The organism is Ruegeria sp. CL6 (assembly GCF_056536465.1).
On record NZ_JBQFPR010000005.1, the window covers coordinates 91,720 to 110,728 of the forward strand.

Consider the following 19,009-nt stretch of genomic DNA (forward strand, 5'->3'; position numbering starts at 1 on the left):
GCAATGAATATTGAGTGGATCGCGGCAGACTGGGGAACCTCTCATCTACGGGTTTGGGCGATGCAGGGTGAAACGATCCTGGATCAGGCACATTCCGATCAGGGCATGGCGAAACTGTCGATGGACAAATTTCAATCCGCGCTGCTTGCGTTGATCGAAGGTTGGCTGGGCAGCTCTCCGACCGACGTTGTCGCGTGCGGCATGGTCGGGGCAAGACAAGGCTGGGTTGAGGCTCCCTATTCTGCCGTTCCTGTCGCCCCACTTCCCGCTGCACCAATCCGCGTGCCCGACACTGATCCCCGAATTAGAGCATTTGTTGTGCCGGGGTTGAAACAGAACGCTCCGCCCGATGTCATGCGCGGCGAAGAAACGCAGATCGCCGGATTTCTGGCGAGCCGACAAAACTGGGACGGGGTCATTTGTCTTCCTGGAACTCACACCAAGTGGGTTCAGATCAGTGCGGACGAAGTCGTCAGTTTTCGCACCTTCATGACTGGCGAGATGTTTGAGCTGCTACGCGGACAATCCGTACTGAAGCACTCAATCGGGGAAGGATGGGACGACAACGCCTTTTCCGATGCTGTCGCCGACACGCTGTCCAAACCCGAACAGCTTGCCGCCCGTCTGTTTGGCTTGCGGGCGGCTGACCTCTTGCGCGGAGACGACCCGATTGTCGCCCGCTCACGGCTGTCAGGTTTCCTGATCGGCGCTGAACTGGCCGCGACCCGCCCGTATTGGCTGGGTCAGCAGATCGTGATCATCGGAGCTCGGGAAATATCTGACGTTTATGCCAGCGCACTCGAAAAACAGGGGGCATTCGTTGAGATTGTCAACAGCACCCAATCCACTTTGGCGGGTCTGATGCGGGCCCGAAACCTTACGAGGCAAACCGTATGAGCCGCCCAATTATCGCCATCCTACGCGGGCTGAAGCCGACCGAAGCCGCTGCAATCGGACACGCGCTTATAGACGCGGGCATAGACAGGATAGAGGTTCCTCTAAACTCTCCCAACCCCTTAGACAGCATAGGAATCCTGGCCGATCAGTGCGGAGACAAGGCGTTGATTGGCGCAGGCACCGTATTGACACCGCAAGAGGTGCAGCAGGTGGCCGATGTTGGCGGTCAGCTTGTCGTTTCTCCCAATTTTGATGCCGAAGTTATCCACCGGTCGGTTTCTTTGAACATGCAAAGCTGGCCCGGTGTTTATACCCCGACCGAGGCTTTCGCAGCGCTCAAGGCCGGAGCGACAGGGCTGAAACTGTTTCCCGGCGTGATGGCAGGACCACAAGGCTTGGCAGCAATGCGGCCGGTCCTGCCGAAAGGCACATTGATCTTTGCGGTTGGAGGGGCCGGTCCCGAGAATTTTGCAGAGTGGATCAAGGCAGGCGCGGACGGTTTCGGCATTGGATCTGCGCTCTTTAAGCCGGGCATGAACGTGACCGAAGTCGCAGACCGGGCAACACGGATCGTTTCGGCTTATGATGAGGCAGCTGGATGAGCTATGTCTTTGACGACCGTCCTTGCGAGCTTGGCGAGGGTCCGCTGTGGCACCCTGGGCGACAGCAGCTTTTCTGGTTCGATATCGTCAACAAATGTCTGATGTCACGGCTGCAGGGGAAACAGCACTATTGGCAGTTTTCCGAACACGTATCTGCCGCCGGATGGGTGGATCGCGACACCCTGCTGATCGCATCAGAAACCGGGCTTTGGCGATATGATCTGAACAGCGGCGATAAAGAGTTGATCCTTCCACTGGAAGCCGAAAATCCAGTCACCCGCTCGAACGACGGACGCGCCGATCCTTGGGGCGGGTTTTGGATCGGGACAATGGGCAAGAACGCCGAACCGGGCGCGGGTTCGATCTATCGCTTTTGGAACGGGGAATTGCGCAGGCTTACCAGCGGCATCACCATCTCGAACGCAATCTGTTTCGCGCCGGACCGATCCTGCGCCTACTACACGGACACGATGACACAACAAGTCATGCGCTGGTCACTGGACCCTGAAACCGGCTGGCCCGAAGGGCGCAGTTCCGTTTTTCTGGACTTACGCGCAGACAAGTTGAACCCGGACGGAGCTGTCGTTGATGTCGACGGCAACATCTGGATAGCACAATGGGGCGCACACCGGGTCGCAGCATACAGTCCCGAAGGCCGGTTTCTGAAAGCGCAGACTTTTGAGGCCGCGCATGTTTCCTGCCCTGCATTTGGCGGACCTGACTTTACAACCTTGTTCTGTACAACTGCGCGTGAGGGTCTGGGCGAAACAGCTCTTAAAGAACAACCTTCCAACGGTATGACTTTTGCAGCTAGCGATGTCGGCAAAGGCCAGCCAGAACCCAGAGTTATCCTATGAAGCCAGAACTTGGAGTTTGCTATTACCCCGAACACTGGCCCGAAGAAATGTGGGCCGACGACGCCGCGTGCATGATCGAAACCGGTCTGAGTTGGGTTCGGATCGGTGAGTTTGCCTGGAGCCGGATCGAGCCAACCCCCGGAGATTTGCGCTTTGACTGGCTGGATCGCGCTGTGGAAATACTCGGGTCTGCGGGGCTGAAGGTTGTGATGGGCACGCCGACTGCGACGCCGCCGCGTTGGATGCAGGAAAAGCACCCCGACATGTTGGCTGTAGACGCGCAGGGGCGACCGCGAAAATTTGGATCGCGCCGTCATTATTGTTTCAGCCACAAAGGCTATATTGCCGAATGCGCACGCATTGCCCGGATCATGGGCGAGCGTTACGGGGGCAACCCCCATATCGCCGCGTGGCAGATCGATAATGAATATGGCTGTCATGATACGACACTCAGCTACAGCGACCCTGCCTTGGTCGCATTTCAGAACTGGCTTGAGGACCAATACGGCACCATTGATGCGTTGAACTCTGCTTGGGGCAATGTCTTTTGGTCGATGGAATATGATGGGTTTGACCAGATCGACCTGCCAAATCTGACCGTGACAGAACCAAACCCGGCACATGTTCTGGCCTTTCGTCGGTTCAGCTCTGATCAGGTGGTAGAGTTCAACAAGGCGCAGGTTGATGAGCTGCGCCCACTGACAAACGCGCCCCTCTTACATAATTACATGGGGCGGATTCTGGACTTTGACCATTTCAAAGTCGGGGCCGATCTGGATATCGCGACATGGGACAGCTACCCGATTGGGTTTCTTTCCGACCGGCTTGAGGCTGACGAAGCACATAAGGCTGCCTTTCTGCAACAGGGTGACCCCGACATGCAGGCGTTTCATCACGACCTTTACCGCACGGTTGGACATGGTCGCTGGTGGGTCATGGAACAGCAACCCGGTCCGGTGAATTGGGCTCCGTACAATCCGGCACCCCTGCCGGGTATGGTGCGGCTGTGGTCGCTGGAAGCCGTGGCACATGGTGCCGAAGTGGTCAGTTATTTCCGGTGGCGGCAGGCTCCGTTCGCACAAGAGCAGATGCACGCAGGGTTGTTGACACCGAACAACCGCCCGGCTCCGGCCTTGTCTGAGGCGCGGCAAACCTGTGATGTGTTGTCCCAACTGGGTGACGTCCAACAGAGTAAGGCTGATGTTGCGATCGTCTTCGACTATGCGTCGGACTGGGCTTGGGCGACACAACCACAAGGCGCTGGTTTCGATTATTTCCGCCTCGTGTTCTCGGCCTACCGCGCGCTGCGGCGTGCTGGGCTTTCAGTCGATTTTCTATCCTCGGACAATATCCCCGAGAACGCTTACAAAGTGATCCTTGCGCCGGGTCTGGCGAGTGTGGACACCGACCTCGAGACCAGCCTGAACAAAGGATGTGATCTGGCTGTCCTCGGCCCGCGCACAGGGGCGATCACGCCGGATTTCCAAATTCCGAAAACAGGACGCCCAGGCCTGTCGGGTTTGGACTGTGATGTCGATCTGGTTGAGACGCTGCCCCCGTCAATAAAGCGCAACGTCGACGGTGGCGGCGCAGCCCAGCACTGGGTTGACCGTTTGTCCGGGACAGCGTCCGATCTGCTGACCTTTGAGGATGGCACCTCTGCCCTGAAAGGCGAAAACGGGTTTTGGTATCTGGCGGGCTTCCCGGATGAGGCGCTTTGGGATCGCGTGATCAATATGGCCTCGCAACAAGTGGGATTGGCGTTGCACCCGATGCCCGACGGCCTTCGTCGGCGAGACACCAAGGGCCATACGTTCCTGATCAACTACAACGCGACCCCCGTGGAATGGAACGGAACAAAGATCAACGCGTGCGACGTTGCCATATTGACAAAAAATGCGCCCGAAGAGGGGTAATCTCTCCGGGCGCAGTCGGCCTTTATCAGGCTCTCCAGTTATTCAGATTTAAGGCTGTTTGGGTCGAATACGCCACCGAACCCACCGTTATTTGACGGCTGCGTTTCGGTGTCCTGACTTTCTTCTTCCTCGTTGCCCAATGTGTTCGGCGCAAACACGTTGCCAAAGCCGCTGTTGTTTGAAGGCTTCGGCGCCGATTGCCCCGCGTCGCCTTGTTCAGCCTCCTCAGCCTCACGCTTTTTGCGCTGTTCCTCGCGCTGCTTACGCAGCTCTTGGATACGCTGTTCGGCTTCTAGACGTTTTTCCTCTTTGACATTGGCGATGCACTGGGCCGGGTTGTACGCGGTCGCAGTGCCGACCACGGTAATCGTGGCAACGGCAAACACGACCAGAAGCACGGCGGCCATATTGCCGGCAAAGAAGCTGGGCAGTTTGATCTTCCCTGCCAGTTCCTCGACCGTGGCATTCTTGCGCGCGGCTGCAACCAGTTCCTGACGCTTCAACTTGGCCTCGTTCAGCAGGGCAAAGAACACGGTCAGCGCCACGATAATGAAGGCCAGTGCCGAGATCGACGGCGTGATGCCATAGCGCACTTTCTGCGCCAGCTCGATCGTCAGTGTCGGATATTCGCCAAAGGTAAAGGTGGTCGTGTTGTAGTTCTCAAACGATGCAAGGAACGCAAGCACAGCCGCCGACGCGATCGCGGGCCGCATGAACGGAAGCAAGATCTTGCGAAATGCCTGCGCGTGCGTTGCACCAAGGTCCAAAGCTGCCTCGGTCAGCGCGATGTCGTATCGCTGTAGCCGCGCCACCAGAACCAGCATGCAATAGCTTGCGATAAAAGTGGACTGACCGATCACAGTCAGGAAAACCCCGTTTGACAATACGCTATCTGCGCCCAGCCCCAGCATCCGATTGATCCGGTCCCAGAATACCAGCGTCGAGATACCCAGAACCACGCCCGGGATCAGGATTGGGGCAATGATGATCGTGTAATACGTCGCACGCAGCTTGGGCCATATCTGGGTCAGCATCAGCGCGCCCGCCAGCCCCATCGCAACCGATAGAACGACCGTTCCCGCACCGATGATCAACGAGTTCTTGATCCCGTTCAGAATACGCTGATCCTGAAACAGATCGCCGAACCACTGAAAGGTCAGACACTCCCACGGAGTCATCCGCGGGAAGGCGGATGAATTGAAGGCCGTAACCGACATGATCACAAGCGGACCAAGCAGGTACAGGAAGAAAAGGGCCAGGTAGACCCAGATGCTTACACGAAGGAAAGAGAGGTTCATTTCCCAATATCCCCCATGTTCACCTTGAACAGGCGCATTATGGCCAGAACGAACAAGATACAGGTCACAAGCAGCACGATCGCGTAGGCGGCACCTTGCGGCCAGTCATTGTTGTCGTTGAACTGCTGATAGATCAGTTGCGTAAACCACAGGCTGGACGGGCCGCCCAGAATCTGCGGCGCGGCAAGGGCACCAGCGGATAGCATGAAGACCATTGTACAGCCCGAACTGATGCCCGGCTTGGCGTAGGGAATAACCACGCGCCAGTGAATCCTCCACCAAGGCGCGCCCAGATCGCGCGCAGCCTCGATCTGGTTGTGATCGAGGCTTTCGATCACGTTGTAGATCGGGAAAATCATCAGCAGGATGTAGGCATATCCAAGACCCGCATAGAGGGCGATGTCGTTGCGGATAAAGTCAAAGGGCGTGTCCCAGATCCCCAGACCCATGAACAGGGTGTTCAGAACTCCGGTCTCGCCAAAGATGATCCGTAACGCGAACGCACGCAGGATTTCGTTGATCCAGTAAGGGATGATCAGCATGATCGCGAAAATGCGAATATGACTACCCTTGGACTGCCCCAGATAGTAGGCGATCGGATAGCAGATGATCAGGTTGAAAATAGTCACGCAGACAGCCGCGAGCAACGTTCTGAAGAACACTCTCAGGTCGACCGAATTGTAGTCCTGAGATCCCCCTTCCGGGCCGTAAATCAGGTATTTGTAGTTCTCGAGCGTATAAACGTCCTTTGGTCCGCCAATTTCCGGCGGCGGCAGGTTCGGACGGAACGAAAAGTCCAACATCGAGAGTTGCGGCAGGATAATCAGGCCGATGGTCCAGAACAGGACCAGCCCCAATATCGCCAGCCCCATCCCGGTGCCGTTGCGATTGAAAAACTCCTTGAGGAATTTGGGCATGTTTCCGACCCTCTTATTCCGCAGCCAGTTCACCCGCCGGGACCAGAACCGCGTTTTGGGTCTCGTATTCCAGCGTGATGTTCTGTCCGGTGTGGTCTTGGAAGGACTGTCCGTGGTTCGGGATCGACACTTTGATCTCTTTGCCGCCTTCACCTTCGGTGAAGATGTTGAACACGTTGCCCTCAAACTCTTCGTGGTTGACCCGCGCCGTCACGAAATGGTTGCCAGATGCGCCTTCGGGTGCGATGGCGAACGCCTCGGGGCGGATGAACATCATCGCCTCATCGCCTTCTTTCACCTTGCCCTGATTGGCGCTGGATATCCGCGCAACCAGATCGCCGGAACGGTTCGTTGCAATCAGTGCTTCCGTCCCCATGATCTGTTTGATCTTGCCCCGGAACACATTGTTTTCACCAACAAATGACGCAGCAAAAGCCGTGTTGGGATCGTTGTAAATCGTCTTGCCGTCAGCGATCTGGTCAATCACTCCGGCCCGCATGACGGCAATATTGTCCGACATGGTCAGAGCCTCACCCTGATCGTGGGTGATATAGATGAATGTGATGCCAACACGCTGCTGAATCTCTCGCAATTCAGTCCGCATGTGCTGGCGCAATTTGAGGTCCAGTGCCGAAAGCGGCTCATCCAGCAACAACACGTCGGGTTCGGCACACAGCGCCCGTGCAATCGCAACGCGTTGACGTTGCCCACCGGACAGTTCGCTTGGCAGCTTGTCGCCCTGACCGGGCAGAGCGATCATGTCCAGCAACTCGTCCGCACGCTTGCGGCGCTGCGTCGCGCTGGAGCCTTTGATCTCCATCGAAAAGGTGATGTTCTCCCAAACTTTCATAAGAGGGAACAACGCGAGGTTTTGAAATATCAGGGCGGTCGGGCGTTTGTTGGGACCGATACCACGCATATCGTTGCCACCGATCAGGACCCTGCCCTCACTTGGGTCCAGAAAACCCGACACAGCGCGCAGGATTGTTGTCTTGCCACATCCCGACGGCCCGAGGAACGAAAAGAAATCGCCCCCGTTGATATTCACATTGGCGTCCCGCACAGCGACAAAGTCACCGAAACGGATCCACAGGTTCTCAAGATCTACACCGACCCCTGCACTCATTTTAGGTATCCCCGTCTGGTGCGTTTGCAAAACGCACCGAAAAAGCATCCGTCACACCTGATCAGTGCGCGGTTTGACTACCCCCCGCCCAGTGGCGGAGGGCTTGAGTTCAACGCGATTAGGCGCTTTTGAACTTGTTGACGAACTCGGTCCGGGTTTCCGCGTACCATGGTGCTTCGGCAGGCCACGGGTTCAGGTTGGCCAGAGAGTCGCCCGGATACGCTTCGGCGAAGTTCTTCTTGTAGGTATCGCCGGAATACTGATCGGCACCCAGAACAGGCGAGTTGTAGCCATGGCTATCAATCGCGACACCAGCCGGTTTCGCCTGGTAAGCAAAGTCGATAAAGGCGTAAACCTGATCGATATTGGCCGCGCCGGTCGGCATTGCCATACCATCAACCCAAGCCATCGCACCTTCGACCGGAGCTTGATAGTGCACCGGCTCACCTGCCGATTTCAGTGCCAGCGGCGGACCATCCCAAGTTTGACCGACCACGACGCCTTCGTTCAGCAGACCGTTTTTCTGGGTATCCGCGTCGTTCCAGATCAGCTTGATCCGGTTCTTGCGCTCGACACACCAGTCGGTGATCTGACCCCAGACTTTACGCATGGTGTCTTCGTCACCATAGGCCGCCCATACAGAACCCGGCTCCATCTCGCCCGCGCGTTCCATATACAGACCCGCACCCAGCATCATGGAGTGTGCGCGGCCCATGGTCTTACCGGCGTTTTCTTCGGACCAGACATCGCCATATGAGGGCGCGTCCCCTTCAGGCAGCCACAGGTCCGTACGGTAAGCAATCCCTTCGGTGCCCCAGATATGCGGCAGCCAGTGAACGCCGCTGTCTGCAAAGTTCCAGGCGTCCGTGCCGATCGCCGCCATCGCCGGGTTCACCAGATCAATCGGCACCTTGTTCATGTCAAAGGGCTGCAACAGTTCCAGCGGCTCCCACTGCAGGGACCGGTTGTTGGTGGGCGAGACAATGTCAAAGCCCTGACCCTTGGTGGCCTTCATCTTGTTGATGATTTCTTCGTTCGACCCGATACCGGTGTAGTTCACCTTGATCCCGGTCAGAGTTTCAAACTCCTCCAGGAAACTGGGCGGCAAGTAGTCAGACCACATCAGAATGTTGATCTCACCCGATGAGGCCAGCGCGCTTTTGCTGTAAAGGGGTGCCGCCAGCGCCGCCGCGCCCGCACCTTTTAGTACCGTCCGGCGGGACAGGTTTTGGTGTTTAGTCATCGTCATAACTCCCGTTGCAAATCCGTTTTTTTGTTTTTGTGGATACAGGCTAGACCTTTGCGATCCGGCTGTCAGTCCAAAAGTGACAGTTGCCAGTTTTCATAAGTCCAGTTTGGAAACGAGAAGCTGCTTATATGCAGTGTAGTGCAATGAAACAAAGGGGCTGATGCTGATTGCCTCAAAAAGCGTAATGCGCCCCAAACAAGGGACGCAACTTGTGTTTGCTGCTTATTTTGGCAGCGGCGCTTCTGTGGGCTGCGTGAAAGGGTATGAACCACGCTCCGACCACAGGTGCGATTCTGTAATCGACGGGGATATCAGGGCTTTTTGCGCATGGATGTGCCATTGTGGAACAGATGCACCTTGTCCGGGCTGGCTGAAAGGGCAACGGTTTTCCCCCGCATGTTGCGCTGAATACCTTGCAACTTGGCAATCACGGAATCGGCCCCTTTGAGGTTCTCGAAATACAGCAAAGTGACCTCTCCCAAGGCTTCAGTGAAGTCCACGACCCCCTGAAAGGCGGCATCCGCGTCGCTCGGAACAAAATCTTCGGGCCGGATACCGACATTCACCTGTTTGCCCTGATCCTCTGCTTCGGTCGCGATACTGCTGGTGATCGTTCCACCGGCTTCCAACTCGACAACGGTCGTCGCACCCGTTTGTACGATGACACCGGGCAGCAGGTTCATCGACGGCGAGCCAATGAACTGCGCGACAAATTCGTTGTCCGGCGTCTCATACAGCTCTAGCGGAGTACCGACCTGAGCAATCCCCTTGTTGGCCAGAACCACAATCCGGCTGGCCAAAGTCATTGCCTCAACCTGATCATGGGTCACGTAGATCATCGTGCTGTCGGGCATCGCCTCTTTCAGACGCGCGATTTCAATCCGCGTGGCCACGCGCAACGCCGCATCAAGATTAGATAGCGGTTCGTCGAACAGATAGACCTTAGGGTCGCGCACGATGGCCCGCCCGATGGCGACCCGCTGACGCTGCCCACCCGACAGCGCCTTGGGCAAACGGTCCAGAAACGGCTCAAGCTGAAGAATACGGGCAGCCCGCTCAACGGCGGCGTTGACCTCGTCGGCAGGTAGTTTGGCAATCTTAAGGGCAAACGTCATATTCTCGCGCACGGTCATGTGGGGATAAAGCGCGTAACTCTGAAACACCATCGCAATACCGCGCTGCGCCGGGGGCACGTCATTCATGACCTGACCCTCGATCTCCAGCGTTCCGCCCGAGATTTTTTCCAGCCCCGCAATCATGCGCAACAAGGTGGACTTGCCACAGCCGGACGGCCCTACGAAAACAATCAGCTCGCCGCGCTCGATGTCGAGGTTGATATCCTTCAAGACATCAATACTGCCGTAGGTCTTTGCGACATCCGTGAGATTGAGTTCCGACATGACCTACCCCTTTTCCCGAACCATCAGACAGAACTGAGCAGCGCCGAGGGTCAGTTCTCCTGACCCGCCGACACTGCCCAACTCCTCCCCGATAACGCGCCAGTTGCCGTCCGGCACGGCGACCTCTGCCGGGTCTGAACCCAGATTGAAGGCACAGAACACCTGCTCACCTTGGTCTTCACGCACAAAGGAAAGAGCCGAGCCGGATTGAACCATCTGAACTTGCGCACCCGACATCAATGCAGAATGCGCGTGGCGCAGCGCAATCGCTTGACGGTAATGGTGCAGCATCGACTTGGGGTCTTGCTCTAACCGGTCCACGGCGCGTTCGGTTTGCGACGAACTGACCGGAAGCCAGGGACGTCCTTTGCTGAATCCAGAGTGTTCGTCCTGCGCTGCCCAAACCATCGGCGTGCGGCACCCGTCGCGGCCTTTGAACTCCGGCCAGAATTCGATGCCGTAGGGGTCTTGCAGGTCTTCAAATGCCACATCCGCCTCGGGCAGGCCCAGTTCCTCGCCTTGATACAGACAGGCCGACCCCCGCAGGCACATCATAAGAACCGCGTGTTGCCGGATGGCCGAGTCGCTTAGCCTCCAGCGTGAGGCGTGGCGCTGCACGTCGTGGTTCGAGAACGCCCAACAGGGCCATGCATCACCGGCCTTTTCCCCCAACTGGTCGAATACCTGTTTAGCGTAAGACGCGGTCAGTGCGCGCTTTTCCAAAAACTCGAAAGCATAGCACATATGCATCCGCTTATCGCCGGATGTGTATTCGCCCATGATTTCAAGCCCGCGTTGTGCGTCGCCGACCTCACCCAGACAGGCGCGGCAGTCATATTCGTCGGTCAACGCGCGCAGGCGCTCAAGGAAAGCGATATTCTCGGATTGGCTCTTGGAGAAAAGGTGATCTTGATGGTTATAGGGGTTCACCATCGGCGCAATCGAGGCGTTGCGTTGGTCCATCGGAAGACCGGGATTATCGCGAAGCTGGGCATCGTGGAAATAGAAGTTAATCGTGTCCAAGCGGAAGCCATCGACGCCCAAATCCAGCCAGAACCGGGCCACGTCCAGCAAGGCGTCCTGCACGTCCGGGCAATGGAAGTTCAAATCCGGCTGTGAGGTCAGGAAGTTGTGCAGGTAATACTGCAACCGCCGCGAGTCCCACTGCCAGGCCGAGCCACCAAAGATCGACAGCCAGTTGTTCGGCGGTGTCCCGTCCGGTTTCGGGTCGGCCCATACGTACCAATCGGATTTGGCGTTCTCGCGGCTCATACGGCTTTCGCTGAACCAAGGATGTTGATCCGAGGTATGCGACAGCACGAGGTCAATCATCACTTTCAGCCCTTGACCATGCGCCTGATCCAGCAGCTCTTTGAAATCCTCCATCGTGCCGAACATCGGATCGACATCGCGGTAGTCGCTGACATCGTACCCGAAATCCTTCATCGGAGACTTGAAAAACGGCGAAATCCAGATCGCATCAACGCCAAGCGAGGCGATATAGCCCAGCCGTTGCGTGATCCCCTTCAAGTCGCCAATTCCGTCGCCATTGCTGTCCTGAAAGCTGCGGGGATAGATCTGGTAGATCACGCCGCCGCGCCACCAGTCGGAGGCTGCTTGGGTTGCTTTTGTTGTGTCTACAGTGTTCTGCACGTTCATCAGACGCCTCTATTTGACGGATCCGGCCAATAGGCCTCGGACCAGGTATTTTTGCATTGCAAAGAAAACGATCAGCGGTACGGCAATCGACACGAAGGCCGCTGTCGCCAAAATTTCCCAGTTGCCGCCCCGTGTGCCCAACAACTCAACAATCCGGTTGGTCATGACGGTGGTCTGACCAGACGCGTCGATCAAAAAGACCTTGGCGACCAGCAGATCGTTCCACGTCCACAGGAACTGGAAGATCGCGAAGGAGGCCAGTGCCGGGAAGCTGAGCGGCAGGATCAGTTTGGTGAAAATCTGAAACTCGGTCGCGCCGTCGACCCGCGCGTTCTCGATCAGATCACGCGGAAGCCCCGCCATGTAGTTGCGCAGCAGGTAGATCGCCAGCGGCATCCCGAACCCGGTATGGGCCATCCAGACGCCCAGATACCCTTTGCCGATCCCGATATTCAGGTGGAATTTCAGAAGCGGGATCAACGCCAACTGCAGCGGAACCACCAGCAACCCAACCACGGCGGCGATTAGCAGGGCGCGGCCCGGGAAGTCCATCCACGCCAGCGCATAGGCTGCAAAGGCCGCCACCAGAATAGGGATGATTGTCGCCGGGATAGTCACGGTCAATGTGTTGAAAAAGGCCCGCCCCATGCTGTCGGTACTGTCTTCGGCCAGCAGGACTTTGTGGTAGTTCGCCAATGTGAACTCGGGCGGCAACTCGGCGGTTACGAACACACGGGCACCACGGCTGCCGGTAAACTCGTCGGGATTCTCCATCCTGTAGTTGCCTTGCGCGTCCACGGTGATCGTTCCACCCCGGCGCATCTCGGCAATCTCACCCGGAACAAACGCATCCACGGCCCGCGAGCTGACGCCCCATTTCGATATCGTGGCCTTGGCGCCCGCATCAAACAAGTTGCCCTCAATCACGTACATCCCGTTTTCCTGCACCTGAGTTTCCGGCCCAGCAGACCGCAATGTCAGGTTCTGTTCAGATGGGAACAGCGACCGCCACCAGCCGCTGGTCGCGATCTGGTCCGCCGTTCGGAAGGATGAGATCAACAGCCCTAGCGTCGGCACCACCCAAAGCACGACCAAAAAGACAACTGAGGCATGGACGACCCAGTGCAGCGCCGGTTTGGTTCCTGCAATATCGCTCATGACCTCACTCCATCTCTTTGCGCGCGTTGCGCACGTTCCAGATCAGGATCGGCGTCACCAGCAGCATGATCACCATGGCCGAGGCCGACCCCACGCCCCAGTCATTCGCGCGGAACAGTTTGTCGTACATGTAGTTGGCCAGAACCTGCGTCTCCCACTGGCCATTGGTCATGGCAAAGACGATGTCGAAAACCTTGAGCACGGTGATGGTGATCGTGGTCCAGACGACGAGAATGGTGGTTTTGATCTGCGGGACTTTAATGCGGAAGAAGATCTGGAACGGGTTGGCACCGTCCAGAATGGCCGCTTCGATGGTTTCTTCGGGGATACCGCGAAGGGCAGCAGACAGGATCACCATGGCGAACCCGGTCTGAATCCAGATCAGCACTACCATCAGAAAGAAACTGTTCCAGAACGGGATGGTCAGCCATGTCTGCGGCTCGGTCCCGCCAAAAAACAGATAGAGCGCGTTCAGCATCCCGATCTGGTCCTGCTCGGCCGGGCGGGTATCATAGACCAGCTTCCAAATCACCGACGCACCCACAAAGGAAATCGCCATCGGCATGAAGATCAGCGACTTGGCGATATTGCCCCAACGGATGCGGTCGGTCAGTTGCGCCACCAAAAGACCCAAAGCGGTGGACATCGCAGGCACGATGATCAGCCAGAACATGTTGTTGCGCATGGCTTCCCAGAATTTGGGTTCGTTGGCCATCTGGATGTAGTTTTCCAGACCCACCCATTCATAGCCCCCACCGGGCACACGATCCGTAAGGGACAGGCGCAGCGTTTCGACCACCGGGTAGGCCAAATACATACCCAACGCAGCCAGCGCCGGGAACAGGAACAACCAGGGTCGGATCACGTTGGCGCGGTTGATATTGCGCCCAGCATTCGGACCCCGCGCCGGAAACAGCACTTTGTCCAGAAACTGGTTGGAGAGGTAGAAATAGCCCACGCAACCTGACACGCCGATGGCGATGGTCAGCAGGCCCTGTAATGCCGGATGCATGCCGCGTCTCCCTTGCGACGATGGGGTGGGGCAACCCGGACGTGCGGGTTGCCCGATCAGGAACGCTTAGTCCAGCGCGTCCCAGGAGGATTGGATTTCGTCGGCAACCTCTTGCGCCGATGCTCCGCCTGCGTAATCGACCATGCCGGTCCAGAACGTGCCTGCGCCGACACCGCCGGGCATCAGGTCAGACCCGTCAAAACGGAAGGTCGTCGCACCCAGAAGAATGTCGTTCATCTTCTTCAGCGTCGGATCCGAGAACAGCGAGGTATCGACACCCTTGTGCGGCGTCAGGAAGCCGGTCAACTGCATCCAAGTCTCATGCGCCTCGGGCGTTTGCAGATACTCGATCAGAGCGTGCGCGCCGGGGCTGTCATTGGTAATGGCCCACAGAGTTCCGGCACCCAAAACCGGGCTGCCGAGGTCCTTGCCTTCATAGGCGGGGAAATAGAAGAAATCGGCATCCTCACCCACGACCGTACCTTCAGGGAAAAACGCCGGGATAAAGGACGCCTGACGGTGCATGTAGCATTGCGGAGGTGAGCTGAACATTCCCTTCGGGCTGTCGCGGAAGTCGGTTGTGGCAACCGCCCCTGCGCCACCGGCGACGTAGTCATCATTACGGGCAAACGCGCCGAATTCCTCGATCGCCGCGATGACTTTGGGGTCGTTGAACTTCATCTCGTTGGCGACCCATGCGTCATAATCCTCGGGCGACTGCGTACGCAGCATCATGTCCTCGACCCAGTCTGTCGCGGGCCAACCGGTCGCGCCACCCGAGCCCAGACCGATACACCAAGGCGTCTCACCATCCGCCACAATCTGGTCGGTCAGCGCCTTGAGCTCCTCCATGGTGGTCGGCACTTCATAGCCGGCATCTTCAAAATTCTCGGGCACGTACCAAACCAGCGATTTTACATCGACCTTGTAGAAAAAGCCGTACAGATTTTCCGCCCCGTCAGGACCGCCATATGTGCCAAGGTCAACCCATGACTGCCCCGCGGCATAGTTGTCGCGAATCCAGTCACCCGTGCCATCGGCAAGCGGCGTAAGGAAGCCGGACTTAGCCATATCCGCCGCCAAACCCGGTTGCGGGAATACGGCAACGTTCGGCGCTGAACCCGCCTCGGCATCAATACGGATTTGCTGTTCAAAACTGTCTGACCCGACATAGGCGTACTCATGCCCGGTAGCTGCGGCAAAGCCATCCAGCACCTTTTCGACATTTTCCTGATCCGGCCCCAACCAAGGGCCGAACACGGTAACCTTGTCCGCCTGCGCAGCGCCCGACATCAGGGCGAACGTGGCCGCACCTGCGTAAAGCGAGTGTTTCATGAATTCTCCTCCCGTATCATCTCTCGCTCTGGAATCACGAATTTCAAAGCGCTTTGGATACCGGGCTTTATCCGCTAACATTCAGGTTCTGTCAATATTTGGTTTGCCTGACCTCAACTATGTTAATATTTTCTGCCTATAGGTTGAAACCTGTTGACGCACAGGCAAATTCCCCACAATACAGGTGACAGTGCAAATTTGAAGGCGCTTTGAAGCGAATATGAACCTAAAGCAGCTCTCAGAAATTCTTGGTTTGTCTCAGACGACGGTCAGCCGCGCTCTGAACGGCTATCCCGAGGTGAACGAGGACACGCGCGTGCGTGTGCAAGCTGCTGCCGCGAAACATGGCTATCGGCCAAACAGCCGCGCGAAAGGGCTGGCCACGGGGCGATCCATGGTCATTGGGCATGTGATTCCCAGTTCCTCACAGCATGAGATGGTGAACCCCATTTTCGGCGATTTCGTCGCCGGGGCCGCACGAAAATACGCGGAACATGGCTATGACATGATGTTCACGAATGCCGACGATACCTCGATCGAGCGCGCATACCGCGACCTGTTCCAACGCGGCGCAGTCGACGGGGTTGTCCTGCAGGGGCCGAAGGTCAACGAACCTCGTATCCGCGTACTATCCCGCATGGGGGTTCCATTCATCGTTCATGGCCGCGCGACTGGAATTGATGAGCCTTACGACTGGATCGACGTAAACAACAAAAGCTCATTCCAAAGGGCCACCAAATTCCTGATCGACCTTGGGCATCGTCGCATCGCACTGATCAACGGGTTAGAGGATATGGACTTTGCCCAACGCCGTCGCGCCGGGTATCTGGAGGCTCTGCGCGAGGCCGGGATAGCCTGCGATCCGTCACTTATGCGCAGTGCCGAGATGACCGAGGTTTATGGCCATCACGAAACGCGTGCCATGCTTGAGATGGATGATCCGCCAACGGCCATATTGATCTCCTCCATGATCTCGGCGATTGGTGTGCGGCGCGCCTTGAATGATGCGGGATTGAAGATGGGGCGAGATGTATCCGTTATCGCTCATGACGACGATCTGTCTTATCTGAAAAACGGACAGGACGTGCCGATCTTTACCGCTACGCGCTCATCCGTCCGACAGGCTGGCGAAATAGCAGCCGAGATGTTGATCGAACGGATCAAGTCGCCTGACGACCCGGTTAAAACAAGATTGCTGGAGGCCGAGCTGGTAGTTGGCGGCTCAACCGGCCCCGCCCCTGACAGGTTCAAATCATGAAATACTCGCGCTCTGACTTTCCCGAAGATTTCCTTTTTGGCGTTGCAACCTCTGCTTATCAGATCGAAGGCCACGCACAGGGCGGCGCGGGACAAACCCACTGGGATACGTTCGCCGCCACACCCGGCAACGTGGTGCGCAATGAAAACGGTGACCGCGCCTGTGATCATTTGAACCGCTTCGGCGAAGACTTTGATCTTGTGCGTGACGCAGGATTTGACAGCTATCGGTTTTCCACCAGTTGGGCGCGTGTTCTGCCTGAAGGGCGCGGTCCAGTTAACCAGGAAGGGCTGGACTACTACGACCGCCTTGCCGACGCATTATTGGAGCGTGGAATACGCCCCTGCGCCACCCTTTATCACTGGGAGCTACCCTCACCTCTGGCCGATCTGGGCGGCTGGAGAAATCGGGACATCGCCAACTGGTTTGCCGACTTTACCGAGGTCATCATGGGTCGCATCGGTGACCGCATGTTCAGTGTCGCGCCGATCAACGAACCTTGGTGTGTGAGCTGGCTCAGCCATTTTGACGGCCACCACGCCCCCGGTTTGCGCGACATTCGCGCCACGGCGCGCGCGATGCATCACGTTTTACTTGCGCATGGACGGGCGATTGAGGCGATGCGCGGTCTGGGCATGTCCAACTTGGGCGCGGTGTTCAATCTGGAATGGGCAGAACCTGCGGATGACAGCGCCGAGGCACGCCGCGCCGCTGATCTTTATGATGGTATCTACAATCGGTTCTTTCTTGGCGGCGTGTTCAACAAAGCCTACCCGGAAAACGTTCTGAACGGGCTAGAACCTTTCCTTCCCACGGGTTGGCAGAACGATTTTGATACGATTGGCACTCCGGTCGACTGGTGTGGCTTGAATTACTACACCCGCAAGCTGATCGCCCCAGCAGATACCGCTTGGCCCAGCTTAAAAGAAGTCTCCGGGCCTCTGCCAAAAACCCAGATGGGTTGGGAGGTCGAACCCAGCGCCCTGACTCGGTTCCTGACCCGCACAATGCGCGACCACACTGGCGATCTTCCGATCTATGTCACGGAAAACGGCATGGCCAGCCCGGAACGCCAACAAGACGACGACCGGATCGACTACTTGAACCAACACCTTTCGGCTGTGCGCGACGCAGTGGACCAAGGCGTGCCGGTCAAGGGATATTTCATCTGGTCCCTGCTGGATAATTACGAATGGGCCTTGGGATACGAGAAACGCTTTGGCCTTGTGGATGTCGACTTTGACACAATGGAGCGCACGCCCAAAGCGTCTTACAACGCGGTGAAATCTGCGCTGAAGGGCAATACGATTTCGCTGCCATTGGCGCAGCGCGCCGGAGCCATGCACGAGCATTGGAACTTGGTTGCCGATATCGGCGGAACCAACACTCGGTTGGGCGTTATTTCAAATGGTAAACTTACCGATCTGCGCAAATACCCGACCGGTAAGCTGCCGCAATTGCTCGAAGCGTTTCACAGCTTGCGGGATGAAATTGGAACCGATCCGCGCGCCGTCGTCGCGGCGGGTGCAGGACCGGTGCGGGACGGTATGATCCGGCTCACAAACGCGCAGCTTGATCTGTCCGAGGCTGACATTGCGCGCGCGACGGGCGCACAGCACACCTTTGTCATCAACGACTTCACCGCCGCTGCGTGGTCGGTTGCCGAGATCACCGGAGACGATGTCGAAGTTCTGCAAGGCGCCGAAACGCCACCGATGGGAACCCGCTTGGTTGTTGGCCCAGGAACCGGGTTGGGCGTAGGTTCTCTGCTCTATTCTGACGGTCGGTTTCACACCGCGTCTGGCGAAGGTGGCCACGTTGGATTGTCGCCCCGTCACGAGGACGAAGTCGAGATTTTCCGCGCTGCACGCGAAATTGCTCCGGACTGTTTTTTTAACGATACCCTGACGCTTGAGGCCGAGATGTTTCTGAGTGGTACGGGATTGCCGATCCTGCATCAGGCCATTCAACTTGCGTCTGGTCTGACGACTGCCGAAACGCGCAGCGCCAAGGATATCCTTGATGATGCCCGCAATGCCTCGGACCCGCTTGCAGTCAGGGCAGCGCAGATGTTCACCTCGCACTTGGGTGCCGTGATGGGCGACTTGGCAGTTGTTATGATGCCAACGGGTGGTGTTTTCCTTGTCGGCGGCGTGGCCGAAAAGAATCGTTGGCTTTTCACCGACGCCTTTATGGATGCCTTCAACGCTGGCGGACGTTTCAGCGATCTGCGACGATCAATGAACCTTTACGTTTCAGAGCAGGACGAATTTGGCATTGTTGGCGCTAACAACTTCTGTAAAAGTGCACTTGCGCGGTAAAATG

At 57.3% G+C, this 19,009-nt stretch carries 15 protein-coding genes and 1 pseudogene; 7 read left to right on the forward strand and 9 right to left on the reverse strand.

The genetic code is table 11. The features are described from left to right. The first annotated feature begins 3 nt into the window (after positions 1–3). From ACR0LH_RS15010 to ACR0LH_RS15025, 4 genes are read left to right on the forward strand one after another with little or no spacing between them, the layout of a single operon-like run. Positions 4–897, forward strand: coding sequence for a 2-dehydro-3-deoxygalactonokinase (locus ACR0LH_RS15010; RefSeq protein WP_480721577.1), 894 nt, complete (start codon positions 4–6; stop codon positions 895–897). After that, on the forward strand, positions 894–1,499 hold the full coding sequence (locus tag ACR0LH_RS15015) for a 2-dehydro-3-deoxy-6-phosphogalactonate aldolase (protein WP_170415975.1): 606 nt from the start codon (positions 894–896) through the stop codon (positions 1,497–1,499). Before ACR0LH_RS15010 ends, ACR0LH_RS15015 begins: the two co-directional genes overlap by 4 nt. After that, positions 1,496–2,356 (forward strand): SMP-30/gluconolactonase/LRE family protein, encoded by an 861-nt coding sequence (locus ACR0LH_RS15020; RefSeq protein ID WP_170415978.1) that lies wholly within the window; start codon positions 1,496–1,498, stop codon positions 2,354–2,356. Before ACR0LH_RS15015 ends, ACR0LH_RS15020 begins: the two co-directional genes overlap by 4 nt. Beyond that, a complete protein-coding gene (locus tag ACR0LH_RS15025; protein ID WP_480721578.1) occupies positions 2,353–4,272 on the forward strand; it encodes a beta-galactosidase in 1,920 nt (639 codons plus the stop codon). Before ACR0LH_RS15020 ends, ACR0LH_RS15025 begins: the two co-directional genes overlap by 4 nt. Positions 4,273–4,310: 38 nt before the next feature. Here the strand turns inward: ACR0LH_RS15025 and ACR0LH_RS15030 are convergent, their stop codons facing one another. The 9 genes from ACR0LH_RS15030 to ACR0LH_RS15070 form a co-directional block, all read right to left on the reverse strand. Then, positions 4,311–5,570, reverse strand: coding sequence for an ABC transporter permease subunit (locus ACR0LH_RS15030; RefSeq protein WP_170415981.1), 1,260 nt, complete (start codon positions 5,568–5,570; stop codon positions 4,311–4,313). Next, positions 5,567–6,487: an ABC transporter permease gene (locus tag ACR0LH_RS15035; protein ID WP_170389216.1), complete on the reverse strand. Its 921-nt coding sequence runs from the start codon at positions 6,485–6,487 to the stop codon at positions 5,567–5,569. The genes ACR0LH_RS15030 and ACR0LH_RS15035 overlap by 4 nt, the downstream gene beginning before the upstream one ends. Before the next feature lie 13 nt (positions 6,488–6,500). Then, complete coding sequence (locus ACR0LH_RS15040; RefSeq protein WP_170415983.1) at positions 6,501–7,613, reverse strand: ABC transporter ATP-binding protein; 1,113 nt, start codon at positions 7,611–7,613, stop codon at positions 6,501–6,503. A 118-nt stretch (positions 7,614–7,731) separates the two neighbouring features. Then, complete coding sequence (locus tag ACR0LH_RS15045) at positions 7,732–8,856, reverse strand: extracellular solute-binding protein (protein ID WP_170389218.1); 1,125 nt, start codon at positions 8,854–8,856, stop codon at positions 7,732–7,734. A 317-nt stretch (positions 8,857–9,173) separates the two neighbouring features. After that, the gene (locus tag ACR0LH_RS15050; RefSeq protein ID WP_480721580.1) at positions 9,174–10,262 is read right to left on the reverse strand and encodes an ABC transporter ATP-binding protein; all 1,089 of its coding nucleotides are present in this window, start codon (positions 10,260–10,262) and stop codon (positions 9,174–9,176) included. Positions 10,263–10,265: 3 nt separating this feature from the next. Continuing rightward, the gene (locus ACR0LH_RS15055) at positions 10,266–11,921 is read right to left on the reverse strand and encodes an alpha-glucosidase (protein ID WP_480721581.1); all 1,656 of its coding nucleotides are present in this window, start codon (positions 11,919–11,921) and stop codon (positions 10,266–10,268) included. 9 nt (positions 11,922–11,930) lie between these two features. After that, positions 11,931–13,079 (reverse strand): carbohydrate ABC transporter permease, encoded by a 1,149-nt coding sequence (locus ACR0LH_RS15060; RefSeq protein ID WP_170415990.1) that lies wholly within the window; start codon positions 13,077–13,079, stop codon positions 11,931–11,933. A 4-nt stretch (positions 13,080–13,083) separates the two neighbouring features. Then, on the reverse strand, positions 13,084–14,091 hold the full coding sequence (locus ACR0LH_RS15065) for a carbohydrate ABC transporter permease (protein WP_480721582.1): 1,008 nt from the start codon (positions 14,089–14,091) through the stop codon (positions 13,084–13,086). Between the two features lie 66 nt (positions 14,092–14,157). After that, positions 14,158–15,426, reverse strand: coding sequence for an ABC transporter substrate-binding protein (locus tag ACR0LH_RS15070; protein WP_170415994.1), 1,269 nt, complete (start codon positions 15,424–15,426; stop codon positions 14,158–14,160). 220 nt (positions 15,427–15,646) lie between these two features. Here ACR0LH_RS15070 and ACR0LH_RS15075 point away from each other — a divergent pair, with 220 nt between their 5' ends. The 3 genes and pseudogenes from ACR0LH_RS15075 to ACR0LH_RS15085 all read left to right on the forward strand — a co-directional run bounded on the left by ACR0LH_RS15075 (position 15,647) and on the right by ACR0LH_RS15085 (position 19,005). After that, a complete protein-coding gene (locus ACR0LH_RS15075; RefSeq protein ID WP_170415996.1) occupies positions 15,647–16,684 on the forward strand; it encodes a substrate-binding domain-containing protein in 1,038 nt (345 codons plus the stop codon). After that, a pseudogene (locus tag ACR0LH_RS15080) lies at positions 16,681–17,982 on the forward strand (GH1 family beta-glucosidase); the annotation flags it as partial. The gene ACR0LH_RS15075 and the pseudogene ACR0LH_RS15080, both read left to right, overlap by 4 nt. 42 nt (positions 17,983–18,024) lie before the next feature. Further along, the gene (locus tag ACR0LH_RS15085; protein WP_480681609.1) at positions 18,025–19,005 is read left to right on the forward strand and encodes a glucokinase; all 981 of its coding nucleotides are present in this window, start codon (positions 18,025–18,027) and stop codon (positions 19,003–19,005) included. The last annotated feature ends 4 nt before the right edge of the window (positions 19,006–19,009 follow it).

What these genes read in the sequence shown, in the direction of transcription:
- ACR0LH_RS15010 (WP_480721577.1), top strand. Translation starts at nt 4, where the DNA reads ATGAATATTGAGTGGATCGCGGCAGACTGGGGAACCTCTCATCTACGG.
- ACR0LH_RS15025 (WP_480721578.1), top strand. Translation starts at nt 2,353, where the DNA reads ATGAAGCCAGAACTTGGAGTTTGCTATTACCCCGAACACTGGCCCGAA.
- ACR0LH_RS15060 (WP_170415990.1), bottom strand. Translation starts at nt 13,079, where the DNA reads ATGAGCGATATTGCAGGAACCAAACCGGCGCTGCACTGGGTCGTCCAT.
- ACR0LH_RS15045 (WP_170389218.1), bottom strand. Translation starts at nt 8,856, where the DNA reads ATGACTAAACACCAAAACCTGTCCCGCCGGACGGTACTAAAAGGTGCG.
- ACR0LH_RS15070 (WP_170415994.1), bottom strand. Translation starts at nt 15,426, where the DNA reads ATGAAACACTCGCTTTACGCAGGTGCGGCCACGTTCGCCCTGATGTCG.
- ACR0LH_RS15035 (WP_170389216.1), bottom strand. Translation starts at nt 6,487, where the DNA reads ATGCCCAAATTCCTCAAGGAGTTTTTCAATCGCAACGGCACCGGGATG.
- ACR0LH_RS15065 (WP_480721582.1), bottom strand. Translation starts at nt 14,091, where the DNA reads ATGCATCCGGCATTACAGGGCCTGCTGACCATCGCCATCGGCGTGTCA.
- ACR0LH_RS15085 (WP_480681609.1), top strand. Translation starts at nt 18,025, where the DNA reads ATGCACGAGCATTGGAACTTGGTTGCCGATATCGGCGGAACCAACACT.
- ACR0LH_RS15055 (WP_480721581.1), bottom strand. Translation starts at nt 11,921, where the DNA reads ATGAACGTGCAGAACACTGTAGACACAACAAAAGCAACCCAAGCAGCC.
- ACR0LH_RS15015 (WP_170415975.1), top strand. Translation starts at nt 894, where the DNA reads ATGAGCCGCCCAATTATCGCCATCCTACGCGGGCTGAAGCCGACCGAA.
- ACR0LH_RS15075 (WP_170415996.1), top strand. Translation starts at nt 15,647, where the DNA reads ATGAACCTAAAGCAGCTCTCAGAAATTCTTGGTTTGTCTCAGACGACG.
- ACR0LH_RS15030 (WP_170415981.1), bottom strand. Translation starts at nt 5,570, where the DNA reads ATGAACCTCTCTTTCCTTCGTGTAAGCATCTGGGTCTACCTGGCCCTT.
- ACR0LH_RS15020 (WP_170415978.1), top strand. Translation starts at nt 1,496, where the DNA reads ATGAGCTATGTCTTTGACGACCGTCCTTGCGAGCTTGGCGAGGGTCCG.
- ACR0LH_RS15040 (WP_170415983.1), bottom strand. Translation starts at nt 7,613, where the DNA reads ATGAGTGCAGGGGTCGGTGTAGATCTTGAGAACCTGTGGATCCGTTTC.
- ACR0LH_RS15050 (WP_480721580.1), bottom strand. Translation starts at nt 10,262, where the DNA reads ATGTCGGAACTCAATCTCACGGATGTCGCAAAGACCTACGGCAGTATT.